Annotated in this window: 16 protein-coding genes; 7 read left to right on the forward strand and 9 right to left on the reverse strand. The window is 41.3% G+C overall.

Translation table 11 applies throughout. From position 1 onward, the window contains the following. Positions 1-47: 47 nt before the first annotated feature. On the reverse strand, positions 48-1217 hold the full coding sequence (zapE, locus tag HNW13_RS20540) for a cell division protein ZapE (RefSeq protein WP_192114219.1): 1170 nt from the start codon (positions 1215-1217) through the stop codon (positions 48-50). An 89-nt stretch (positions 1218-1306) separates the two neighbouring features. On the opposite strand from zapE, the gene HNW13_RS20545 reads away from it, so the two are divergent. After that, on the forward strand, positions 1307-2338 hold the full coding sequence (locus tag HNW13_RS20545) for an IS630 family transposase (protein ID WP_124013279.1): 1032 nt from the start codon (positions 1307-1309) through the stop codon (positions 2336-2338). A gap of 158 nt (positions 2339-2496) precedes the next feature. Next, a complete protein-coding gene (locus HNW13_RS20550; protein WP_192114220.1) occupies positions 2497-3294 on the forward strand; it encodes a polymer-forming cytoskeletal protein in 798 nt (265 codons plus the stop codon). 141 nt (positions 3295-3435) lie between these two features. Here the strand turns inward: HNW13_RS20550 and HNW13_RS20555 are convergent, their stop codons facing one another. The 3 genes from HNW13_RS20555 to HNW13_RS20565 all read right to left on the reverse strand — a co-directional run bounded on the left by HNW13_RS20555 (position 3436) and on the right by HNW13_RS20565 (position 8505). Further along, entirely contained in the window at positions 3436-4350 is a 915-nt protein-coding gene (locus HNW13_RS20555; protein ID WP_162024395.1) for a L,D-transpeptidase family protein, read from the reverse strand. 167 nt (positions 4351-4517) lie between these two features. Beyond that, the gene (norR, locus tag HNW13_RS20560; RefSeq protein WP_192114221.1) at positions 4518-6074 is read right to left on the reverse strand and encodes a nitric oxide reductase transcriptional regulator NorR; all 1557 of its coding nucleotides are present in this window, start codon (positions 6072-6074) and stop codon (positions 4518-4520) included. A 142-nt stretch (positions 6075-6216) separates the two neighbouring features. Next, positions 6217-8505 carry a nitric-oxide reductase large subunit gene (locus tag HNW13_RS20565; RefSeq protein ID WP_192114222.1) on the reverse strand — a complete coding sequence of 763 codons (2289 nt, stop codon included), beginning with the start codon at positions 8503-8505 and terminating at the stop codon, positions 6217-6219. A 426-nt stretch (positions 8506-8931) separates the two neighbouring features. Between HNW13_RS20565 and slyA the strand changes: the two genes are divergently transcribed. The 4 genes from slyA to HNW13_RS20585 all read left to right on the forward strand — a co-directional run bounded on the left by slyA (position 8932) and on the right by HNW13_RS20585 (position 12768). Beyond that, positions 8932-9417, forward strand: a complete 486-nt coding sequence (gene slyA, locus HNW13_RS20570; RefSeq protein WP_101085289.1) for a transcriptional regulator SlyA — start codon at positions 8932-8934, stop codon at positions 9415-9417. Between the two features lie 8 nt (positions 9418-9425). Next, the gene (locus HNW13_RS20575) at positions 9426-10484 is read left to right on the forward strand and encodes an HlyD family secretion protein (RefSeq protein WP_192114223.1); all 1059 of its coding nucleotides are present in this window, start codon (positions 9426-9428) and stop codon (positions 10482-10484) included. Between the two features lie 120 nt (positions 10485-10604). Beyond that, the gene (locus HNW13_RS20580) at positions 10605-11630 is read left to right on the forward strand and encodes a DUF2955 domain-containing protein (protein WP_192114224.1); all 1026 of its coding nucleotides are present in this window, start codon (positions 10605-10607) and stop codon (positions 11628-11630) included. A gap of 250 nt (positions 11631-11880) precedes the next feature. Next, positions 11881-12768: a tetratricopeptide repeat protein gene (locus HNW13_RS20585; protein WP_192114225.1), complete on the forward strand. Its 888-nt coding sequence runs from the start codon at positions 11881-11883 to the stop codon at positions 12766-12768. 258 nt (positions 12769-13026) lie between these two features. Here HNW13_RS20585 and HNW13_RS20590 read toward each other — a convergent pair whose 3' ends face one another. The 3 genes from HNW13_RS20590 to HNW13_RS20600 are packed head-to-tail and all read right to left on the reverse strand — an operon-like array spanning position 13027 to position 14526. Then, a complete protein-coding gene (locus tag HNW13_RS20590) occupies positions 13027-13242 on the reverse strand; it encodes a TIGR02450 family Trp-rich protein (protein WP_162024394.1) in 216 nt (71 codons plus the stop codon). Between the two features lie 44 nt (positions 13243-13286). Further along, positions 13287-13892, reverse strand: a complete 606-nt coding sequence (locus HNW13_RS20595; protein WP_162023844.1) for an HAD family hydrolase — start codon at positions 13890-13892, stop codon at positions 13287-13289. Positions 13893-13917: 25 nt separating this feature from the next. Next, positions 13918-14526: a CIA30 family protein gene (locus tag HNW13_RS20600; protein ID WP_208062949.1), complete on the reverse strand. Its 609-nt coding sequence runs from the start codon at positions 14524-14526 to the stop codon at positions 13918-13920. Between the two features lie 354 nt (positions 14527-14880). On the opposite strand from HNW13_RS20600, the gene HNW13_RS20605 reads away from it, so the two are divergent. Beyond that, the gene (locus HNW13_RS20605) at positions 14881-16014 is read left to right on the forward strand and encodes an endonuclease/exonuclease/phosphatase family protein (RefSeq protein WP_192114226.1); all 1134 of its coding nucleotides are present in this window, start codon (positions 14881-14883) and stop codon (positions 16012-16014) included. Between the two features lie 159 nt (positions 16015-16173). Here HNW13_RS20605 and pepN read toward each other — a convergent pair whose 3' ends face one another. Beyond that, a complete protein-coding gene (gene pepN / locus HNW13_RS20610; protein WP_192114227.1) occupies positions 16174-18837 on the reverse strand; it encodes an aminopeptidase N in 2664 nt (887 codons plus the stop codon). Between the two features lie 76 nt (positions 18838-18913). Further along, positions 18914-19507, reverse strand: coding sequence for a penicillin-binding protein activator LpoB (gene lpoB / locus HNW13_RS20615; RefSeq protein ID WP_174839654.1), 594 nt, complete (start codon positions 19505-19507; stop codon positions 18914-18916). Positions 19508-19536: the final 29 nt, after the last annotated feature.

The following is a 19536-nucleotide window of genomic DNA, read 5'->3' on the forward strand; positions in this document are numbered from 1 at the left end:
GCATAGACTCGCCTGTTAAGCGGTTCATTTCAGTGCTGCAGGCTTATTTACACCCATTGTTGCATTTCAATCAGGCGGCTATAAGTGCGTCTAAATTCAAATTGTAATGCCCCGTCGATATATAAATCTTCTAAGTTGCAGTCGCTATTGAGGATTAACATCACTTTTTGATCATACAATTCGTCCACTAAACTAATAAAGCGTCGAGTCGGATCGTCTTCACTGGCATACGCCAGTTGTCGTTCGCCTGTGGTGGTAGCTAATGCGCCATCTTCGGTGCCGCGAGCTTTAATCCAACTACGTACTTCACCGCCTAATGTAGGCACATTACTGAGCAATATATGGCTAAATCGGCCAGCTAATTCAATGTAATCCAATGCCGAACGTGGGCCTTGGCACAAAGCTGAAAATTCAAACCAAGCAAGTTGTCCATATTGAGCCTCAATGGCAATAGTGCGCTGACAAATATCGATTGAGTCAGGTGTATTTATTATGCTGACATTAGCTTGTGGGTATTGTTGACACAAAAGTGTAAACACCGCTTGAGGCGTTATTGCCGACGGCAATGTTAACCAGCGGGCTGATGTTGTAGGCGTTACGGCGCTAGAATGTAAGCGATGATCGATTTGACCGTCTAAGTGGATCGATTGGGTATATTGTAGGAGCAGATCGATTGTGGGTAAAAAACGATCGCGTTGTAAACCATTTTTATACAAGTCGATTATTGGTACATTTGAGGTTGCAACTAAGATGACGCCTGACTGAAATAATGTTTCAAATAATCGACCGAGTAAAATGGCATCACCGATATCAGCGACAAAAAACTCATCAAAACAAATAACAGAATATTTCTCCGCAATCTGCTTGCCTATGTGAGTTAATGGATCACGTATCCCCGAAGTTTGATTTAATTGCTGGTGGACCATGGCCATAAAACGGTGAAAGTGCAGGCGTAATACGGTTTTATCCGTTTTATGTTGTGAGCTATACATGCTCTGGTTGCACTGAATCTGATCACAAAGGCTTTGATAGAACATGTCCATCAAAAAGGTTTTTCCTCGGCCCACATCGCCCCATAAATATAAGCCTCGGCTGTTTGTATTAACACAGAGGCATTGTTGATAAAGCAAATCAAGCGCGAGTATTGCTTGCTGCTGTGCAGGATCATCAACAATATTTTGCTGAAGACGTTGTTGGTAAGCTTGTAATGGCGACATAGCACTTAGGGTAAATTGTTGATCTGGGTATTATACCCGTGATCATTGAAAATGCTTGATTTTGTCCCAAATGGGATCATCATAGCCCCATGAAACAAATTACACTCTCGCCAGAACAAAAAGTAGCATTGGAAACTCGACATAAAAGCTCGAGTGATAGGCGTGAGTGTGATCGCATTAAAGCCATTTTACTACGCGATGAAAATTGGCCAACGCCAATGATTGCCCAAGCGTTACGTATTCACGAAACGACCGTAGTTCGATACATTGATGCCTATGCTCACGACCAAAAACTCACGTGTAATAGTGGCGGCTCCTTAAGTTATCTGAGTCAAGAGCAAACTGAACTATTGATTGCACACCTGTGTGAGGTGACCTACTTGCATAGCCATCAAATAGTCGCTTATATCTCAGAACAATTTCAGATTAAGTACACAGTGTCAGGCCTCAATAAATGGCTGCATAAACATCAGTTCAGCTATAAAAACCCTAAAGGGGTTCCTCACAAATTTGATGAAGACAAACAAACGGCTTTCATTGAATATTATGAGCAACTAAAATCCTCGTTAACCCCTGATGAACCGTTATTATTTATGGATGCGGTTCATCCGACCCAAGCCACAAAAATCACCGCAGGCTGGATAAAAAAAGGCGTTGATAAACCGATAGAAACGACGGGAAGCCGAACCCGTATTAACGTGGTTGGTGCAATCCGACTTGGTCACTTAACAGAAGCGGTCATTGAGCAATATAGCAAAACGGTTAACGGTGCATCCATCATCGATTTTTTAAACCAAATTAGAGCGCGTTACTCAACAAGTGGTGTTATCCATTTGGTGCTTGATGGCGCTGGATACCATCGAAATGCCTTAGTAGTTAAAGAGGCTAAAAATCTGAATATAACATTGCATTACCTGCCGCCTTATAGTCCAAATTTAAACCCAATAGAACGATTGTGGAAGGTAATGAATAAGCATGCGAGGAATGGGCAATACTTCGCAACGACAAAAGAATTCCGACGAAAAATCACTGACTTTTTTAGCATCACCCTCCCCGATATTGCCGATACACTCGGTGATACAATTAATGATAACTTTCAGAAATTAAAACCTGCAGTTTGAATTCACTTGAGTATATACCATTAACGACTTACTTTATTATGAAGTGTATTTCCTTTAAGCTCTTGTGATAAAAATAACAATCTATCAACAAAGACGATTAACCCAGAGTAATAACCAAGAGTAATAACCAAGAGTAATAATCCTAACAAGGACCCAAAATGAATAATAAAAATAAGGGCATGACCTATATTGGTGTCGATATGGCGTTGGAAGGTGATATGCATATTCAAGGTCCAGCAATAATCGCGGGCCAAACTAAGGGTAAAATCAGTTCAACCGATCAAATAAAAATAGAACCTAGTGGTGTGGTTGAAGGTGAGGTTTTTTGTCAAGAGCTGCGAGTGTCTGGCTTATTCAAAGGCACGTTACATTGTAATAAACTCATAATTGTCAGTTCGGGTATTGTCGAGGGTGAAGTATCCAGCTATCAAATGGAAATTTATGATGGCGGTCAATTTATCGGCATGCGCACTAAAGGGCCTGAATCGTCTGGGTTACCCCAGGTTGATAGCGAACGTTTTTCCGAACTCAATCAAACTCCTTCAATGCCGGATAAGAAAACGCCAATTTCTATGGGTAAGCTTAGTTTGGTTGCTGTCGCCGCAATCGTGATTATTACCGCTATGGTTATGCAACCGACAATTAACTCCATGCTAAATCGCGGTCAAGCACCGTCAGCTGATAATAATCAAGCAAATGCTCAGCAATACCCACAATCAGCATTAAATATAACAGAAGAAAATGCTGCCGCGCTTCTACAAGAAATGGATCAACAGACTTCATTTGCCGAGCAAACCGAAGAGTTAATTAATGCCGGTCAAAGTGACATTAATGTGGCGATGGAAGATTTACATGCATTAGCACAAACCAGTGAAGCGCTGGGTGATAGTCAGAATGTGAGTGACAGTGATAATGTTGATCAGAATGGGTCGACGATAAGCACACCTGATAAGTAACTTCATTTCTTATCCTGAGTTGGGAGTAACTATCAAGCTGATATAAAAAATGGCTTTGTTAATCACAGTGTTTACTGAGTTAACAAAGCCATTTTGTTATGTTTGCAGAAATCCAAACATTTTATGCTTATCGGTTAATGCTTAAGGATTAATCCGAGTTGGCATTCCAGTACGTTGCTCAAGTAATCGTTTTAATGTAAATGAGTCAGTGTCTGGGTGAGCAACAAAGCGAGTCATGGCTTTATCGAATGATAGTGCTACTGGTTCTAACGAATCAAATTCAGCTTGAGTTCGTGACAGTGGCTCATGAACTTCTAAATAGCGGTTACCATCAGGTTCTTCAGTGGCTTTAATCGGTTGGTTAATAAACTCAACACGTGTGCCAACTGGTACGCTATTATATAAATGTTCAATGTCTTCATCGCGTAAACGAACACAGCCAGAACTTACCCGTAAACCAATACCAAACGTGGCGTTAGTACCGTGAACCGCATACAAGTTACCGACATAAAGGGCGAATAAACCCATTGGGTTGTCAGCGCCTGCTGGCCATACAGCCGGTAATGTTATCCCTTTAGCCGCGTATGATTTACGAATATTAACCGTAGGTGTCCAAGTTGGATTAGCGCGTTTACGTTGTACTGTTGTTACCCAATTTTCAGGGGTATCTTTACCAATTTGACCAATACCAATAGGCAATACTTCGACGGTATTTTTACCCTTCGGATAATAATACAAACGCATCTCGGCAGAGTTAATGACCACACCTTCTCTTTTAGCGTTAGGTAGAATTAGCTGATGCGGGATCAGTAATGTGCTACCCGGTTTAGGTAAAAATGGGTCAACACCTGGATTAGCTTCTAATAAATTAGTCAACCCTAGCTGAAATTGTGAAGCAATTTGCTCTAAGGTTAGTTTCCCCTCAGGAACAACATAATATTGATTTTCACCTACTAAATTACTGCCTTCAGCCGGTAGACGATATTCAACAGCAGCACTCGAAAAACTTAATACAATGGCAGTCGCTGCAATTAAAGTAGAACGTAACGAATTTATCATAAGGGTTATATCATTCCAAAACAGACGTTATATTAGTCAGACTACAATATTTTGCCAAGTTTGACTATTTAGTACAAATAATTAGTACAGGTCATTTGTACAGATGGTTAGGGCGCATCGTTACTTATTACGGCTAATATTTCAACTGAAATTTTTTACTTTTTTTATTTTAATCCTAAGCGTTTAGCCAGCCTGTGTAAGTTACCTGAATCTATTTGCAATTGGCGTGCGGTTGCAGCCCAATTACTCCCTTGCTGAGTATATATTTGGTGGATAAATTGATTTTGAAACTGATCTGTTGCATCTCGTAAGCTTGTTTGTGGTAAAGATGTTGCCGACTGTTTAAGCGTCAGGTTTTTGTTTGAATGGATAGCAACAGGCGATGACTGTGCAAATTCAAAATGGCTGTTGTTAATGATGCATAAACCATCTTTTTGGCTTTGTGATTTAGCTAAAACAGCGGCTCGATGAATGGAATGCTCAAGTTCACGTATGTTGCCAGGCCAGTCATATTGCTCCAGTAATTGCAATGATGAAGGCTCTAATCTTAAATGGGCCAAGTGTAATTGCTGTCTATAGCGCTCGATAAAGTAGCCCGCTAATAAATGGATATCTTGTTGACGTTCTCTTAGTGGTGGAACCATAACCGGGAACACGCTTAAACGATGGTATAAATCTGCTCTAAATCGTCCGGCCAATACTTCGCTTTTTAGGTCTTTATTGGTTGCGGCAATAATACGAACATCGACTTTTAAGCTACGATCATCACCGACCTTTTGCACGTCGCCAAATTGCAGTACTCGCAGAAGTTTTGCTTGTAAGTTAAGAGGTAGTTCACCAATTTCATCTAAAAATAATGTGCCTTTATCGGCTACTTGAAATTTGCCGCTACGATGGCTAATAGCGCCAGTAAACGCGCCTTTTACATGACCAAAGAGTTCGCTTTCGGCAACGGATTCAGCAAGTGCAGCACAGTTTAAATACTCCAGTGGTTTATTGGCTCGTGCTGATTGTTGATGGATCTGCTTGGCTATCAGTTCTTTACCGGTACCCGTTTCTCCTAAAACCAACACGTTGAGTTCAGTTTCTGCCACCACATTCACTTCATTAAGCAGCGATAATAGATTATCGGCCTGACCAATTATTTCGGTTTCTGTTTCTGTGTCTAATAGCCTAGAGGGTTGGGTATGGGGGATGGTAAACGTTGACGCTTGTTTTTCAAGTTTATCAATCAGCAATGCGTTGTTTAATGAAGCCGCTGCAATTGCGCTAAAGCTGCGCAGTTCATTATTACTGAATTGATCAAACTTATTGGGATCTAATGCATCAATAGTTAATGCGCCAATGAGTTGCTCGTTAGCGAATAATGGTAAACCGATGCAGGCATGCACTTTTAAGTCACCATCTACATTGGGGATTAAGCCATCGTAAGGGTCGGGTAATTCGCTATTGGAAGGGAAACGGACAATATCACCCGCTCGGGCAATGGTTTCAAGTCGCGGATGCTCACTTAAAATAAAGCGCCGTCCTAATACATCCGCACTCAGTCCATCAATCGCTAATGGCTTGAATTGATGCCCGTGGAACGATAACAGTGCAGCAGCATCACAATCGAGGGTTTCTCTTACTGTGGTTAATAAACGAGAGAATCGATCACGTTTAGATAAATTGGACGTGATATCAAGTGCGATACGGGTTAAGTCAGCTTGTCTCAATGCCATGCTAAACTCCAGAAAGGAACATAATAAGTGTCATTATGACAAGTGTGAATATAACAACAAGGGTAAAGCCCAAATTGTTGAAACTAAAGGGGCCACAAAGGCCCCTGATGATGGTTATCAAAGCGTGTTTATTAATGCATACTTAGTTAATCGTTAATGGACTAGCTTGTTTCGCTTTAACGCCTTTGCTAGCAATGGCTTTCTTGATGATGTCAAATAAGAACGCCGCCATCAATAATCCACCAATACTGAAGATAATGTCACCAAACATTCGTGTCCATACAAGGCTTTCCACTAAATCGCTGTGGATCACAGCGGGTGAACGAGCATACCAATAGCCGTGGTCAATGACCGCAAAGAACTGCACAATTCCGACAGGCAATAATGACATAAACAGCATTGCTGCTAAGCCGATATTTAATGTCCAGAATGCCCCTTTAAGGTATTTTTGGTTCCATTGCATATCGCCTGTTAATCCGCGTAAACAGAATAGCATTAGCCCTATACCTAACATACCGTACACGCCCATAAATGCACCATGAGAATGTGTCGCAGTAGTATTTAAACCTTGGATAAAATAAAGCGATATTGGTGGATTAATTAAGAAACCTAATACACCGGCACCAATTAAGTTCCAAAATGAGGTGGCGACAAAGAACATAATGACCCAGTGATAACGTTCCATCCAAGGGCTCGCTTTACGTAAACGATAGGTTCCCATAGCTTCAAAACCAATTAATGCTAACGGCACCACTTCAAGTGCCGAGAATATGGCTCCCCAAGCAATGACTGAGGTTTGGGTACCGGTAAAGTATAAATGATGTAAGGTGCCGATTAAGCCGCCAGTTAAAAACACCACTGTTGTGAATAATACCGCACCGTTGGCACTGCGTGCACGGATAAGGCCTAAGCGAACTAACATTAATGCGATAACGGCTGTTGCAAATGTTTCAAAGAAGCCTTCTACCCATAAGTGGACCACCCACCAACGCCAGTATTCAGCGATGGCAAGGTTTGAGTGTTTGCCCATAAACAGGCCGGCACCATAAAACAAACCGATGGCGACACAAGAGGCGTATAGAATCCAAATTGCCGGCAGTATGTCGCTGTCAACTTTTAATGCAGGGCGCATAGCTGCAGTGATTAACACGGTCCAAATTAATAAGCCCACAAACAATAATATTTGCCATACGCGTCCTAAATCAATGTACTCATATCCTTGATGTCCGAATAAATAGTTCATGTCTAGGTCAAAGTATTGTTGTACGCCAATCCATTCACCAGCCATAGATCCCAATACGATAACGACCAACGCGACCCAAAGAACGTTTACCCCTAAGCGTTGATACTTCGGCTCGTATCCTGATAGTGCAGGGGCAATATATAGCCCTGTGCCTAACCATGCAGTGGCAATCCAAAATACTGCGAGTTGAGTATGCCAAGTACGGGTAACAGAATAAGGCAGAATTTCAGATATTGGGAAACCATAAAATTCTTGGCCTTCAACTGCGTAATGCGCGGTAATTCCGCCAACTAATATTTGCAGTAAAAACAGTCCAATAGCAGTAACAAAATACTTTCCGACGGCTTTTTGCGATGGAGTAGGTTTAGTAAAAAATAATGGATCACCTTTGGCTGGTTCTGGCAATGGTTCCTCTTTGCAGGTGGCGTGATGCCAAGCCAGCATGCCAATACCAAGAAGCAATGTCACTAAGCTTAGTACTGACCAAACAATGTTGTCTGAAGTGGGGACGTTGCCAATTTGTGGATCGTATGGCCAGTTATTGGTATAAGTATAATCATAACCAGGGCGCTCAGTTACCGCAGCCCACGCTCCCCAAAAGAGGAAGGCATTTAACAATTCACGATGTTCAGCATCAGTGATAGTGCCTTCTTTCATGGCATATTGTTCACGTAATGAACTTAATGCAGGATCATCACCAAATAACGATAAATAGTGCTTAGTCACTTCATTAATTGCCGCAATTCGGGTATTTGACAGCGCGACGTGAGTTTCACCCCCAGTACCTTTGATCACTGTGTTATGGCGAATATCATCTCTTAAGCCTTTTTCTAAACCGGCTTGCTGTTCTGAATCGAGTTCAGTGAAATCGCGGTTATAGCGCTCGTTTGCGGTGATAGACAACCAAGCTTGGGCTTCACGATGTAACCAATCTGCAGTCCAATCTGGTGCCACATAAGAACCATGGCCCCAAATTGATCCTAACTGATGCCCGCCCATTGAACGCCATACAAGTTGGCCTTGCTCAATATCATTTTTGGTAAATATGGGTTGGCCACTGGTGTCAGTGAAAGCCGTTGGAATCGGCGGTTTTTCTCGATATATGCCGCTGCCTAAACTGAGTAATACCGTGAAGGAAGCCACTAGCACGATTAGCAGTGCAATGCCGGTGAGTTTATTTTTGCTCATAAGTCCTCTTAGCGCAAAGTCATTTTGATACAGATGACCAGAGCATTACACAAGTCGTGCCAACTTTTTATTGTTATTAAGTTACTGTTATTAATGAATTTTGTTTTTACCTGTCGTTAATATGTTGTCAAAGTGACATATTTAATGAGTGTCAAAAAGACTGTTAATGTCAAAGTGACACTTTTTTTTGGTGATACTGATCATCTTTGTCTAAATAACACTCATGTTCTCTTTTCCAGGTAATGTCATGTGACTAAAGGCCTAATCTTTCTTGTTCGTGTAATCAACGCTAGTCATTTTTAGTCACAGTTATCAATAAATTAGTTTCAACGCTATAGAGGTTTTATGGATTAATTAACATCAGTCATTTACTTAGCATGCTAAGTTGTTATAATGCTTAGCACGCTAACTAAATGGCAATTTATTATGTATAAAGAATTAGAGCGATTAAAAGAACTTTCACTTGCTGAGCACTTAGGGCGATTACATCGTTTATGGCGCACCGCTGCAGACGCGGAGCTCGTACCATTAGGGTTAACTCACCCTCGCTGGACTGCGCTGTGGAAGTTACTGCGCTTGGGCGATAACGTGAGCCAAAAGGTGCTTGCCGATGCTTTAGAGATAGAATTGCCCTCTTTAATGCGCACTTTGAGCCAGTTAGAACAGCAAGGATATATACAGCGCCGCTGCTGCGAGAACGATAAGCGAGCACGAATAGTCAGCTTAACTCCTGAAGGCATCGACATGCTTAAGCAGATGGAAAGCCGCATTATGTTGGTTCGTCGCGATTTACTTGCAGGTATTAGCAGCCAAGAATTAAGTGAATTTGAACGTGTCATTAGTCTTATTAGTGATAATGCTCTTGCTGCGCTGCATAAGAACACTGAACAAGACAACAAAATTCCTGAATGAGAAATAACATGACCCCAGATCAACAATTTGCTCGACTCGTTAAAATCGCTATTTTTATGTTTGTAATGGTGTTTGGTTACTTTATGTTTGCCGATGCAGTAATGCCTATGACGCCGCAAGCCATGGCCACACGAATGGTCACTAAAGTGACGCCACAAGTCAGTGGTAAAATTGCATCTATTGCCGTCGAAAATAACCAACTTGTGGCTAAAGGTGATGTGTTATTTAGCATCGACTCAGCCCCTTACGAGTTAGCGGCTGAGCAAGCTACATTGGCGTTAGAGCAAGCAAAACAAGATAACGCTGAACTTGATGCATCGATACTAGCAGCCAAAGCAGATGTTCAGGCAAATCAAAGTAGTGCACAGCAGAGAAATAGTGAAGCAAAACGCCTTGATGCTCTGTATGCCTCCCGAGGTGTATCGCAGCAGTTAACTGATCAAGCTCAAAGTGAGGCCGTCACGGCGCAGGCCAATTTACTTGCCGCTAAAGCTCGCTTAACTAAGCTAGTGGTAAGTCGTGGACGCAATGGCGAAGATAATTTAAAAGTCCGTCAAGCTCAAAATCGTTTAGCTCAAGCAGAATTAAACCTGTCATACACTCAAATTCGCGCAGACCAAAATGGCGTGGTGACTAACTTACAGTTAGAAGTCGGCAGCTTTGCCACTGTTGGACAGCCGCTATTAGCTGTAGTGTCAGAAAACGTCGATATTATTGCTGATTTTAGAGAAAAAAGTTTACGCGGTATTGAGCCACAATCAACTGCGCTTATTGCATTTGATGGTCAACCTGGACGTTTATATCATGCCAAAGTGAGTACCGTAGATGCCGGAGTGAGTGCCGGGCAATTTGATGCCAATGGCCGTTTAGCTGATCCGCAAGAATCGGTACGTTGGGTACGTGATGCTCAACGCTTACGATTACACCTTGAACTTGACCACCAAGGCGTTAATGCATTACCCGCTGGAGCACGTGCAACGGTGCAATTATTACCTAATAGCGGTTTACTTGGCTTTCTAGCCAAGGTTCAAATTAAGGTTATCAGCACGCTGCATTATATCTATTAACGCCGCAGTTAAGCCCAATATTGATTGTTAATACTCATTACACCAATTCACACTCAAGGCAATGCTGCAGGTTAATTTATTTGCGTGCAGTATCTTGTATCAATGTCGTAGGTTGTTCATATGTTATTACGCCATAGTCCTTTGACTCAAAACGATTTACGCCAATGTTTACGCATTGCAACAGGCGCCACGCTAGGGTTTGCGATATGCAAGTTTTTCGATCTCAGTTATGGTGTGTTTTTTACCGTCACTCCAATGTTATTGCTCGGTTTAGTCCCTGTGATGAATGCCCATGCGATGAGGCAATTGTTGGCATCATCTGTAATGTCTGGGATTGAAGTAGGTATTTTAGGTGGCTTATTTGGCTCTCACGCTGGGGTAATATTACCCATCGTGTTTGTGCTATTTTTGTATCGTTTTGCGGCAATGTCACGCGGTAGTTTGTTTTTATTTGGCGCTAACGGGGTTATCAGCTTAAGCATTATGCTGCACTTTGCCAGTTATCCGAGTGTCGATATTAATAATCTCATTTTCAGTAATTTTTGGGCGACAGCGGCCTCTGTTGTAATCGCTTATGCTATGACTGCTTTATGGCCCGATGTTGAACCAAGAGCGCCAGTTGCTGCCGTGGTTAAAGTGCCTAACCGCATGCGACACGAAGCGTTACTCGGTGCATCTATTGCAACTGCATCATTTGTGGTTTTTCAGGTATTTAACTTACGTGATTCTATGTCTGCTCAAGCCACCACCTTGTTATTGTTATTCCCAATGCATTGGAATGGTGCGCTCGGTTATGCCCGCAAACGAGCTATCGGTACCTTGTTTGGCGTGACTTTCGGCTTGGTGGGACAAGGGTTACTCTATGATTGGTCTGGATTATTGATTTTTGTGATACCACTATTGTGGATAGGCTTAATGTTGTTTAGCCAAGTACACGTGAGAGAAGCGAGTGGCTCTGGAGTGGGATTCGGTGCTATGACCACCTTAGGGATATTATTCGGTCAATACTTAACCCCAGATAATGACTTAGTTTTTAGTGCTTTGTACCGAATAAGCAGTATATTAGTCGCTATCGTGGCAACATTATTACTGTGTTATGTGGTGCATCGGATATTGAATCGATTTGAAGCTACTCGATTTGGTTGAACATTGGTGTGTGCGGTAAATAAATCTCATTGGAGTATATGAGTTTACTAATATTCGTCAGTTGTGGATTGATTTTAATGGCAGTAGGGAAGTGGCTATTGTTAGAGTATTAGATTACTTTTGAAGAATAATTAGGTAATCGATTGATAATATTAGATATAACGTACGGTTAGTTTTATAGACATAATTACTATAGACATTTTGCATATAAATGCTAATAGTAATGAATCGTATATAAAAAGGACTTAACATGATGAAACAAAATGCTATTATTTTGAGCTTAATATTAAGCTTTCTCGCTTTCGCTCCATTTAAAAGCCAAGCAAACCAATTGCCTGAGTGCAACACGTCTGAATGTATTGAATACTTTAAAGCCTATCGCATTTTAACGAAACGAGGCCACTCCTCAGCAATGGCCATGTTAGCTGAATTCTATTACACCGGGTATGGCACCGATAAAGATTTAGACATGGCGTTAAAATGGTACCGACGTGCAGGTAAATATGGTGTACTGGATGCAAAATATAAAGCGGGTGTTTTGTATTTACAAGATACTCCTCTGAAAGATGTCGACGAAGGTGTTGAGTTTTTACAGTTCGCATCAAAAATGGGCCACTCTCAGTCATCGTATTTATTGGGTAAAATGTATTTAGGTGGTGGCATGGTAGAACAAGATTTGGCACTTGCAGATCAATACCTTGCTATAGCTTATGAAGAAAATAATTTTGCAGCCAGAAATTATGGGCAAATACTTTACTTACATGAATCAACTAAAGATTTACCGCTGAGCAAACTTTACGCTTTAATTTCAAAAGATGTTGTCACGTTAATCCCTGAGAAAACTGTTTCAAACCAGCAAACTGCAGCGATCAATTTTCCTCAAGGTGAAATGGAAACCATTGACGTACAAATGGATACATTTGAAGACATGTTTGGCTCGCATATTACCCAATTGAACCACATGATCCCTGACACTTCAAAAGGCACTGGATCCAATATAGCGGGACAAACATGTGCAAAAATGTGGGGATGTAGTAGTGAAGGTGATGGCCAACGTATCCAGGACGTCATGTTATCTGATTGGGGTTTAGAAACCCTTCAATTTAGGCTCGAAGGTTCAATATTTATCATAAAATAATAGCCGAGTTAAATAGAATAATGGGTTTCAATGACAAACTGGTTATTTTTGTTGCAAGGCTAATAACGAAGCTATAGTCAGTTGTTGTAGTCAATGCAATAGTAAACAGATCAACAAGCAGTTTGATAACCGTTTATTATCTTGAAACTCGTTAGCTAAGGTTATGCTAATGCTAGTATAAAAAAGTGACTCATTGTATTTAAACAAGAGTCACTTTTTTTATTATCAAACGGCATAATAAATGTGTTTTGCAGTAGATTATTGCCAACCAATTTTCCACTGTTGCGGATCCTTAAGAACGCGCCAATTAATAGAGCATTCTTCTGCATTCATTTCTGCACGGATAAGACATTCAACCACGTTTTGTTGCTCGTCATACTCAACTTTAGTCACTGTAAAATGCTTCAACTTTTGAACCACGTTAACTTTGGTCCATTTACTATTCAGTAATTTTTTTGGGTGAATTTGATTCATATTCATGTGGTAGTTCTTATTTATTATTAACGTTAGTACTGGCGTTAATCGCTCGGTGAGTTATTGATTATTAATTGCTGGAGTTGACTCAACTCTTCGATAACAATATCGGCTAAATGTTGATAATCACGTTCGATGCCATGATTAATTAAACAGGCTATCATTCCCGCGTTATTAGCTGCTTGAATATCGTATAAGTAATCACCAACATAGATAATATGCTGTGGATGTATTTGCCATTGTGTTGCAATGGCCAGTAACGCATCGGGTGCCGGCTTTGCAGGGAAGTGCTCTCGGGTTAACACATGGTCTATGGCGATATTATTTTGTGTTACCTTCATGGCACTGGCTGCAAGGCTATTACGAGTCACTATGGCTGTGGGTAATTTGGCCGCTTCAATAGCGTTAATCAGTTCGGTCATGCCTTTGATTGGTTTGGCACTCATAGCATCTTGATATTCATGCTCAAGAATAATTTTGTTTGCGTTGGCTTGAGTGGCTTTGCAACTTAACTCGTCGACGTATTTAAGAAGGTCTACGCCATTAGGGCAACCAATTTGTTGGCGAATTAAGTCAAAATCTAAACTGGACTCAACTAAGGTGCCGTCTAAATCAAAAATAATGCCTTTTATGTGTATTGGTAAATTCAATGAATACCCTTATGTATTAACATATTTATCGGTCAAACTGTATTGAGTGTAACTCAATTATAAATGGACCTTGTTGTTTTTGTGCCACGAGAAAACCAACACGATCAATATCTTCAAAGTTTAATGTAGGGGCATTCGTGACCGCTCGCCCTCTAAAGCTGACAGTAAAATCTGCCGGGGTAAAAGTATGTTGAGTGAGTGTATCAGCTTGAGTATTAACGTTAGCCACATAGGCTTCACCATAAGATAAATTCGGTGTTTTTAGGCGGATTTGATATATTTTTCCGTCACCTTTGGCCGTGATAGTGAGTAATGATGCATCGGCAATTTGATGGATAAAGCTGGATTCTGTCGATGCAAATCCGCCATTATTTGCCAAGGAAACCTGTCCAGAGAATAATAACGCTTGTTGCTCATTAAGCTTAATTTGGCTTTGCGAAATACCGCCCATCACAGTGTCATTATTGATGTTCCACGCTGTGAAGTGGCTTGGGTCAGTAAAGTGAAATAGCATGTTGTCCTCACTGGCACTCCAGACGGGTTGGCCAATTAATAATAAAACCCCAACGGCAGTAGCAATGCCTATTTGTATTGTTTGGCAGACATGCCGATTATTTGCATTGAGTGATCCCATCATATACTCCTATTCATTTTAGTTCGATAAGCACATGTGCTATAGAAACAATGCCGTAAAAAAATGGCTTATCAGGGTGAGGGATAAGCCATAAAGGGTCTTACGGAGGATGATTGTCTTAGAACATCGGGTGTTACTTTATCGGATCAGCTGTATCGGGGGATAGTCAATCAGATATCACTTAACGTCTAACTATTATGCATTACGCGTATTTGTGAATGTAGGTTCAGTTTTTTTAGGTTTTTTTAGGTTATTTTGTTTATGTTGCATTATTCCTGGTTGAGGGGAGTTAAATTCGACAAATAACAATGTTGTCAGTACCCTTAATATAAGTTTTACAGAGAGCAAAATATTTTGGACGTAAACGATGTATCAACCGCTCCATCACCCGAGCTTACATTTAGTGTCGTAAGCATTAATTTATTTAACTTTATTGAACCGCCTCACGCCTACTATGACTTTGAAAACATCTATAGTGATAAGCAATGGCAAAAAAAATGTGCATGGTTAGGTGAGTTTATTAGCCACAATCAACCTGACATTATTGCTTTTCAGGAAGTGTTTAGTCCTGATGCCTTAGCTAAGTTGACTGAGTCGTTGGGTTATGAATATTTTGTGGCGCTAGATTTACCCGAGGTAGTAAGTGATTATGTGTACCGCAGCCCTGTGGTCGCGATAGCATCAAAGTATCCTATTATTGATTCAGCTAATGTCAGCCCAGATCCGCAATGGGTCAGCCAGTTAGGTTTAGCGGAGTCATTTAGTTTTAGCCGTAAACCGTTACGGGCTACGATACAGTTACCAGTATTTGGTCCATGTGATTGTTATGTCATTCACCTTAAGTCTAAACGCAGTGGCGTGAGTCGTGACGATATCAGTGAAAGTGGCTTACATGGCGGTGCTGATTTTGTTGCACGGCAAGTGCTTGGGCGTTGGGCATCCAGTTTACAGCGCGGCAGTGAATCAGCTCTATTGTGCCATCAAATGCTGATGAGAAGACAGCAAACTCAGCAGCCCTTTATGTTGATGGGTGACTTTAATGACACCATGGGCAGTGAACTCTTAGCGGCATTTAATAATCAATTACGCGTGTATCGCAGTGATATTGAAGACCCTGGGCTGGCTAAACTAGGTGAAACCTCATTAATGGCAGAGTTACAGCAAAGTAGTTTGTTTGACAGCTATGAGCTGTTTATCGCCGCGACTAAGTGTAACGCGACATTGGCCCTGGATGAATTTGAGTCAAGCTCACTAGTGGATGAGCAACCGCATCCTGCTAGGCAGCCGACACATTACTATGGCAACAGTGGCTCAGTACTTGATTACATATTAGTCTCAAGTGAGTTTAATCCGACTCAGCAGCAAAACCTCGCTCATATAATTGATTATAAAACGTTTGATCGTCATCTAGTTCGGCCTGACTATGAACGCGACAGCGACAGTACCGATCATGCACCAGTGATGATGAGCTTTTGCGTGCGCACTTAGTGAGTGGCAATGATGATGTTTATAGATGGACTATTGAAAGTGATCGCCACATAACTTGCTAAGTGTCGGCTCCATTTGGTCAAGATAATAAAAAGCGCTGATAAATATCAGCGCTTTTTTAGATTTAACGTAATTGATTTACCGTTGTAATGGGTAAGCTTACTGTAATGTTTGTTTGATTTTTACGCAGCGTTGTTCTTGTTGACGGGTTTCGAGTAGGGCGCGTCTCACCAATGGTGATAAACCCGTTTGTGTATCTAAAACATGGCTAATAGCATCTATGTTTGTTGCACTACAATCGGTCGGAATTAATTGCGCCGCAAAACTGCGCATAAATACCGGACCTTTATCGTCCATTAGCGGCAAGTTGGCAAAGCGTTGTTCTGCCGTTGCGGCACTTAACAGTTTTTGTTCAGCCGGATAAATATTGTACATTGCGACGCGAATTTTTGAGAACGCCATGCTGTCATTGTTTTCAATGGTATTTAACCACTGACGCTTAAGCGATGACTGTGGGCGGATAACCTCGGCTGCAATCGCGGCTTTTTCACCAGAGTCAGATTGATCAAGGTGTTTTTCTTGGGCGAGTAGCGCCTGAGCATCACCGTAATCATAACGGTTTAATTGGCGGATCATCGCCCAGCGTAAATCTTGATCTATGCTTAACCCTTTAATATGGCTCTTACTTTGCAGTAATGATTGGATATGTTTTAACGCATCGCCATGGCTAGATAAACTAATATAAGCATCGAACCAACGGCGTTGAAAATCACTATTCCGGTAGCTTTCCATACTCATCCGCAGGCTCATTTGGCTAAGTGCCTTAGATATTTTACTGTTGTAAGCCGCATTAGCTGGCGCCATTAAATCAAGATAGTTCTTAGCACGCTGCAGATTACCAAGTACTTGGCCTAGAATGGTGTAGTCTTTTTCGAGTGGCGCATTAATTAACGCGATATTTAAAAACTGATCCAATGATGTATTACCATCAATCACACTGTCCCACATGCTTTGCCACAGCATAGAGCGTAATAGCGGATCGGTTACTTGACCTAGAGACTGTTTGGCGGTGTTAAATGAGCTAGAGTCTAGCGTTACTTTCACAAATCCCCAGTCATCATAGTTTGGGTACACTAAATCAGGACAAACCTCGCCAATTAACTGATCAACTTCGGTATAAGCGCCTTTGTATGTCACTGCAATCACTTGTTGTTTTTCTAGGCCATATCGAGTTTTGTTGAACAACCCTAGTTGTACTCGTTGTTCACGTAGCGTTGGATGTTGTTCATCATCAGATGTTTGCACTAACCCAAACGAGTCAATTTGACCTCGCTGACAAGTGTACTGAGCTTTGATGGTATTTACACCCGCCGCGTACAACCATTCTTTAGTCCACAAAGACAAATCACGACCACTGGCCTTGGCTAGACTGTTGATAAAGTCATTAAGCTCAGCATTTTGATAACTGTATTGTTGTAAATATTGGCTCACTCCACGGCGGAAGGTTTCTTCACCGAGTAAATGACGTAATTGCTTGATGGTCGATGCGCCTTTTTGATAAGTAATGGCGTCGATATTATCAAAGGCATTTTGGCTGGTGGCCACGGGCACTTCAATTGGGTGAGTCGTGACTAAACTGTCTTGATGGTAAGCAGCTTGTTTACCAGAGGCATAAAAAGTGCGCCATGCATGACTAAATTCAGTGGCTTCACTGGTAGCAAGGGTGCCCATAAATGAGGCAAAGCTTTCATTTAACCATAAGCCATTCCACCACTTCATGGTGACTAAGTCGCCAAACCATTGGTGCGCCATTTCGTGCATGATAACGCCTGCTAAACGTTCTTTTTGTTCGGCAGTCATCTTGGCATTAAATAAGAAACGGTCTTCAGAAAAAGTGATCGCTCCTGCGTTTTCCATTGCGCCATAAAGAAAGTCAGGCACTAATACTTGGTCGTATTTTTTAAACGGATAAGCAATACCAAAGTAGCTATCAAAAAAGTCTAAACCTTGCTTGGTATAAGTGAACCAATCTTGAGGGGTAACTTGGTTGGCCACAGACTGACGCGAAAATAAACGCATCGGATAACGGCCTGAATTATCTTCCCAAACATGGTACGGACCTGCGTGCATAGAAAAGTTATATGGGCTTAATTTTGGGGTAGCAGGGAAGGTCCATAAGTTAGTATCGCCTTGGTCAACCACATTGGTTTCACGCATGGCACTGATCACTTGCCAATCTTTGGGTGCATGGACGTTAATCTGATAACTGGCTTTAAGATCCGGTTGATCAAATACTGCAAACATTTGCTGGGCGGCTGCAGGTTCAAAATGTGAATACAAATAAACTTTACTGTCTACTGGGTCGACAAAACGATGTAAGCCTTCGCCATTGGTACTGTGTTCTCGAGTAAATTCAACCTCTACAGTGTTGTGACCATCAACTAATAGACTTTGATTTAACACAATATAAGCGCCATTGTAATTAGGATATACCTTGGTTCCGTTAACAATAAATTGCTTAATATTGGCTTTGTTAAGATCAAGCGTCAGTGATTTTGGCACGCTGCTTAAGTCAAAGTGAACAATCGATTTTGCACTGAATTGGCTGTGCTCACTTAAAAAGAAAGTTAGCTCATATTGTGCATTTGATACCACGTTGGATCTTGCTTGTGCTTGTACTTGGCTTATGTAGGCAGAGCCATCCCGTTGCAAGGATGATGTTGAAAGTGAGCTGCTGCAGCTGACAAGGCTAGCACAACATAATGCGATGAGACTGGTTTTGATGACCCGAGGACTAAACAATTCAGTGGATAACAATTTCACGTTAGTGTTCCTAACTTTTTATTTGATGTATGAAAAAGCCGACAACAATGTCGGCTTTAGTGCTATGAGTAGTGATTTATAAGCCTAAAAAAGACTTTGATTTCATTTTACGGATTTCTTTTTCATCTGACCATTCAATTAAGCCCGTTTCAAGATCCATTAACCGCATGGTCATTTTGTAGTAAACATCTTTGGTGCTGCCATCTTGTTTAACGATGCTTGATAAGTTGCCATAAAGCATATATTGCGCGCCAATTTGACGGCCAAATTTAATTGCCGTAGATGGGTCTACCATGCCAGCATTGTTTTGATAATCAAGTTGTTTGCGTACAGTATCAACCTTAGTCATATCAATAAAACGGAACTTACCAGAGCGTAATAGTTTATTGCTAATGGTGTCGGTCACTGATTCTGTATCGATATGTTCAGAAGTTTTATTTTTAATTTTATCCACAAATACAATCGGGCGGTTGCTCTGTGTCATTACCACAACAGGTGGGAATGCCATCATGCTGTCGACCATTTTTGCTGCGATGACTTGCAGATCAGTTGAACCGAAGTTTTCGTTAACGGTTTCGACTTCCGTCGCGTCACCATACTCTACTTTAGATTGACAGGCGCTCAGCCCCATTACTGCAGCTAATACAAATATTAGTTTCAAATTTTTCATAGTAAATTCCATTGGTGATGAGTGACAGT

Source organism: Shewanella sp. BF02_Schw (assembly GCF_014596695.2).
Classification (GTDB): Bacteria; Pseudomonadota; Gammaproteobacteria; order Enterobacterales; family Shewanellaceae; genus Shewanella.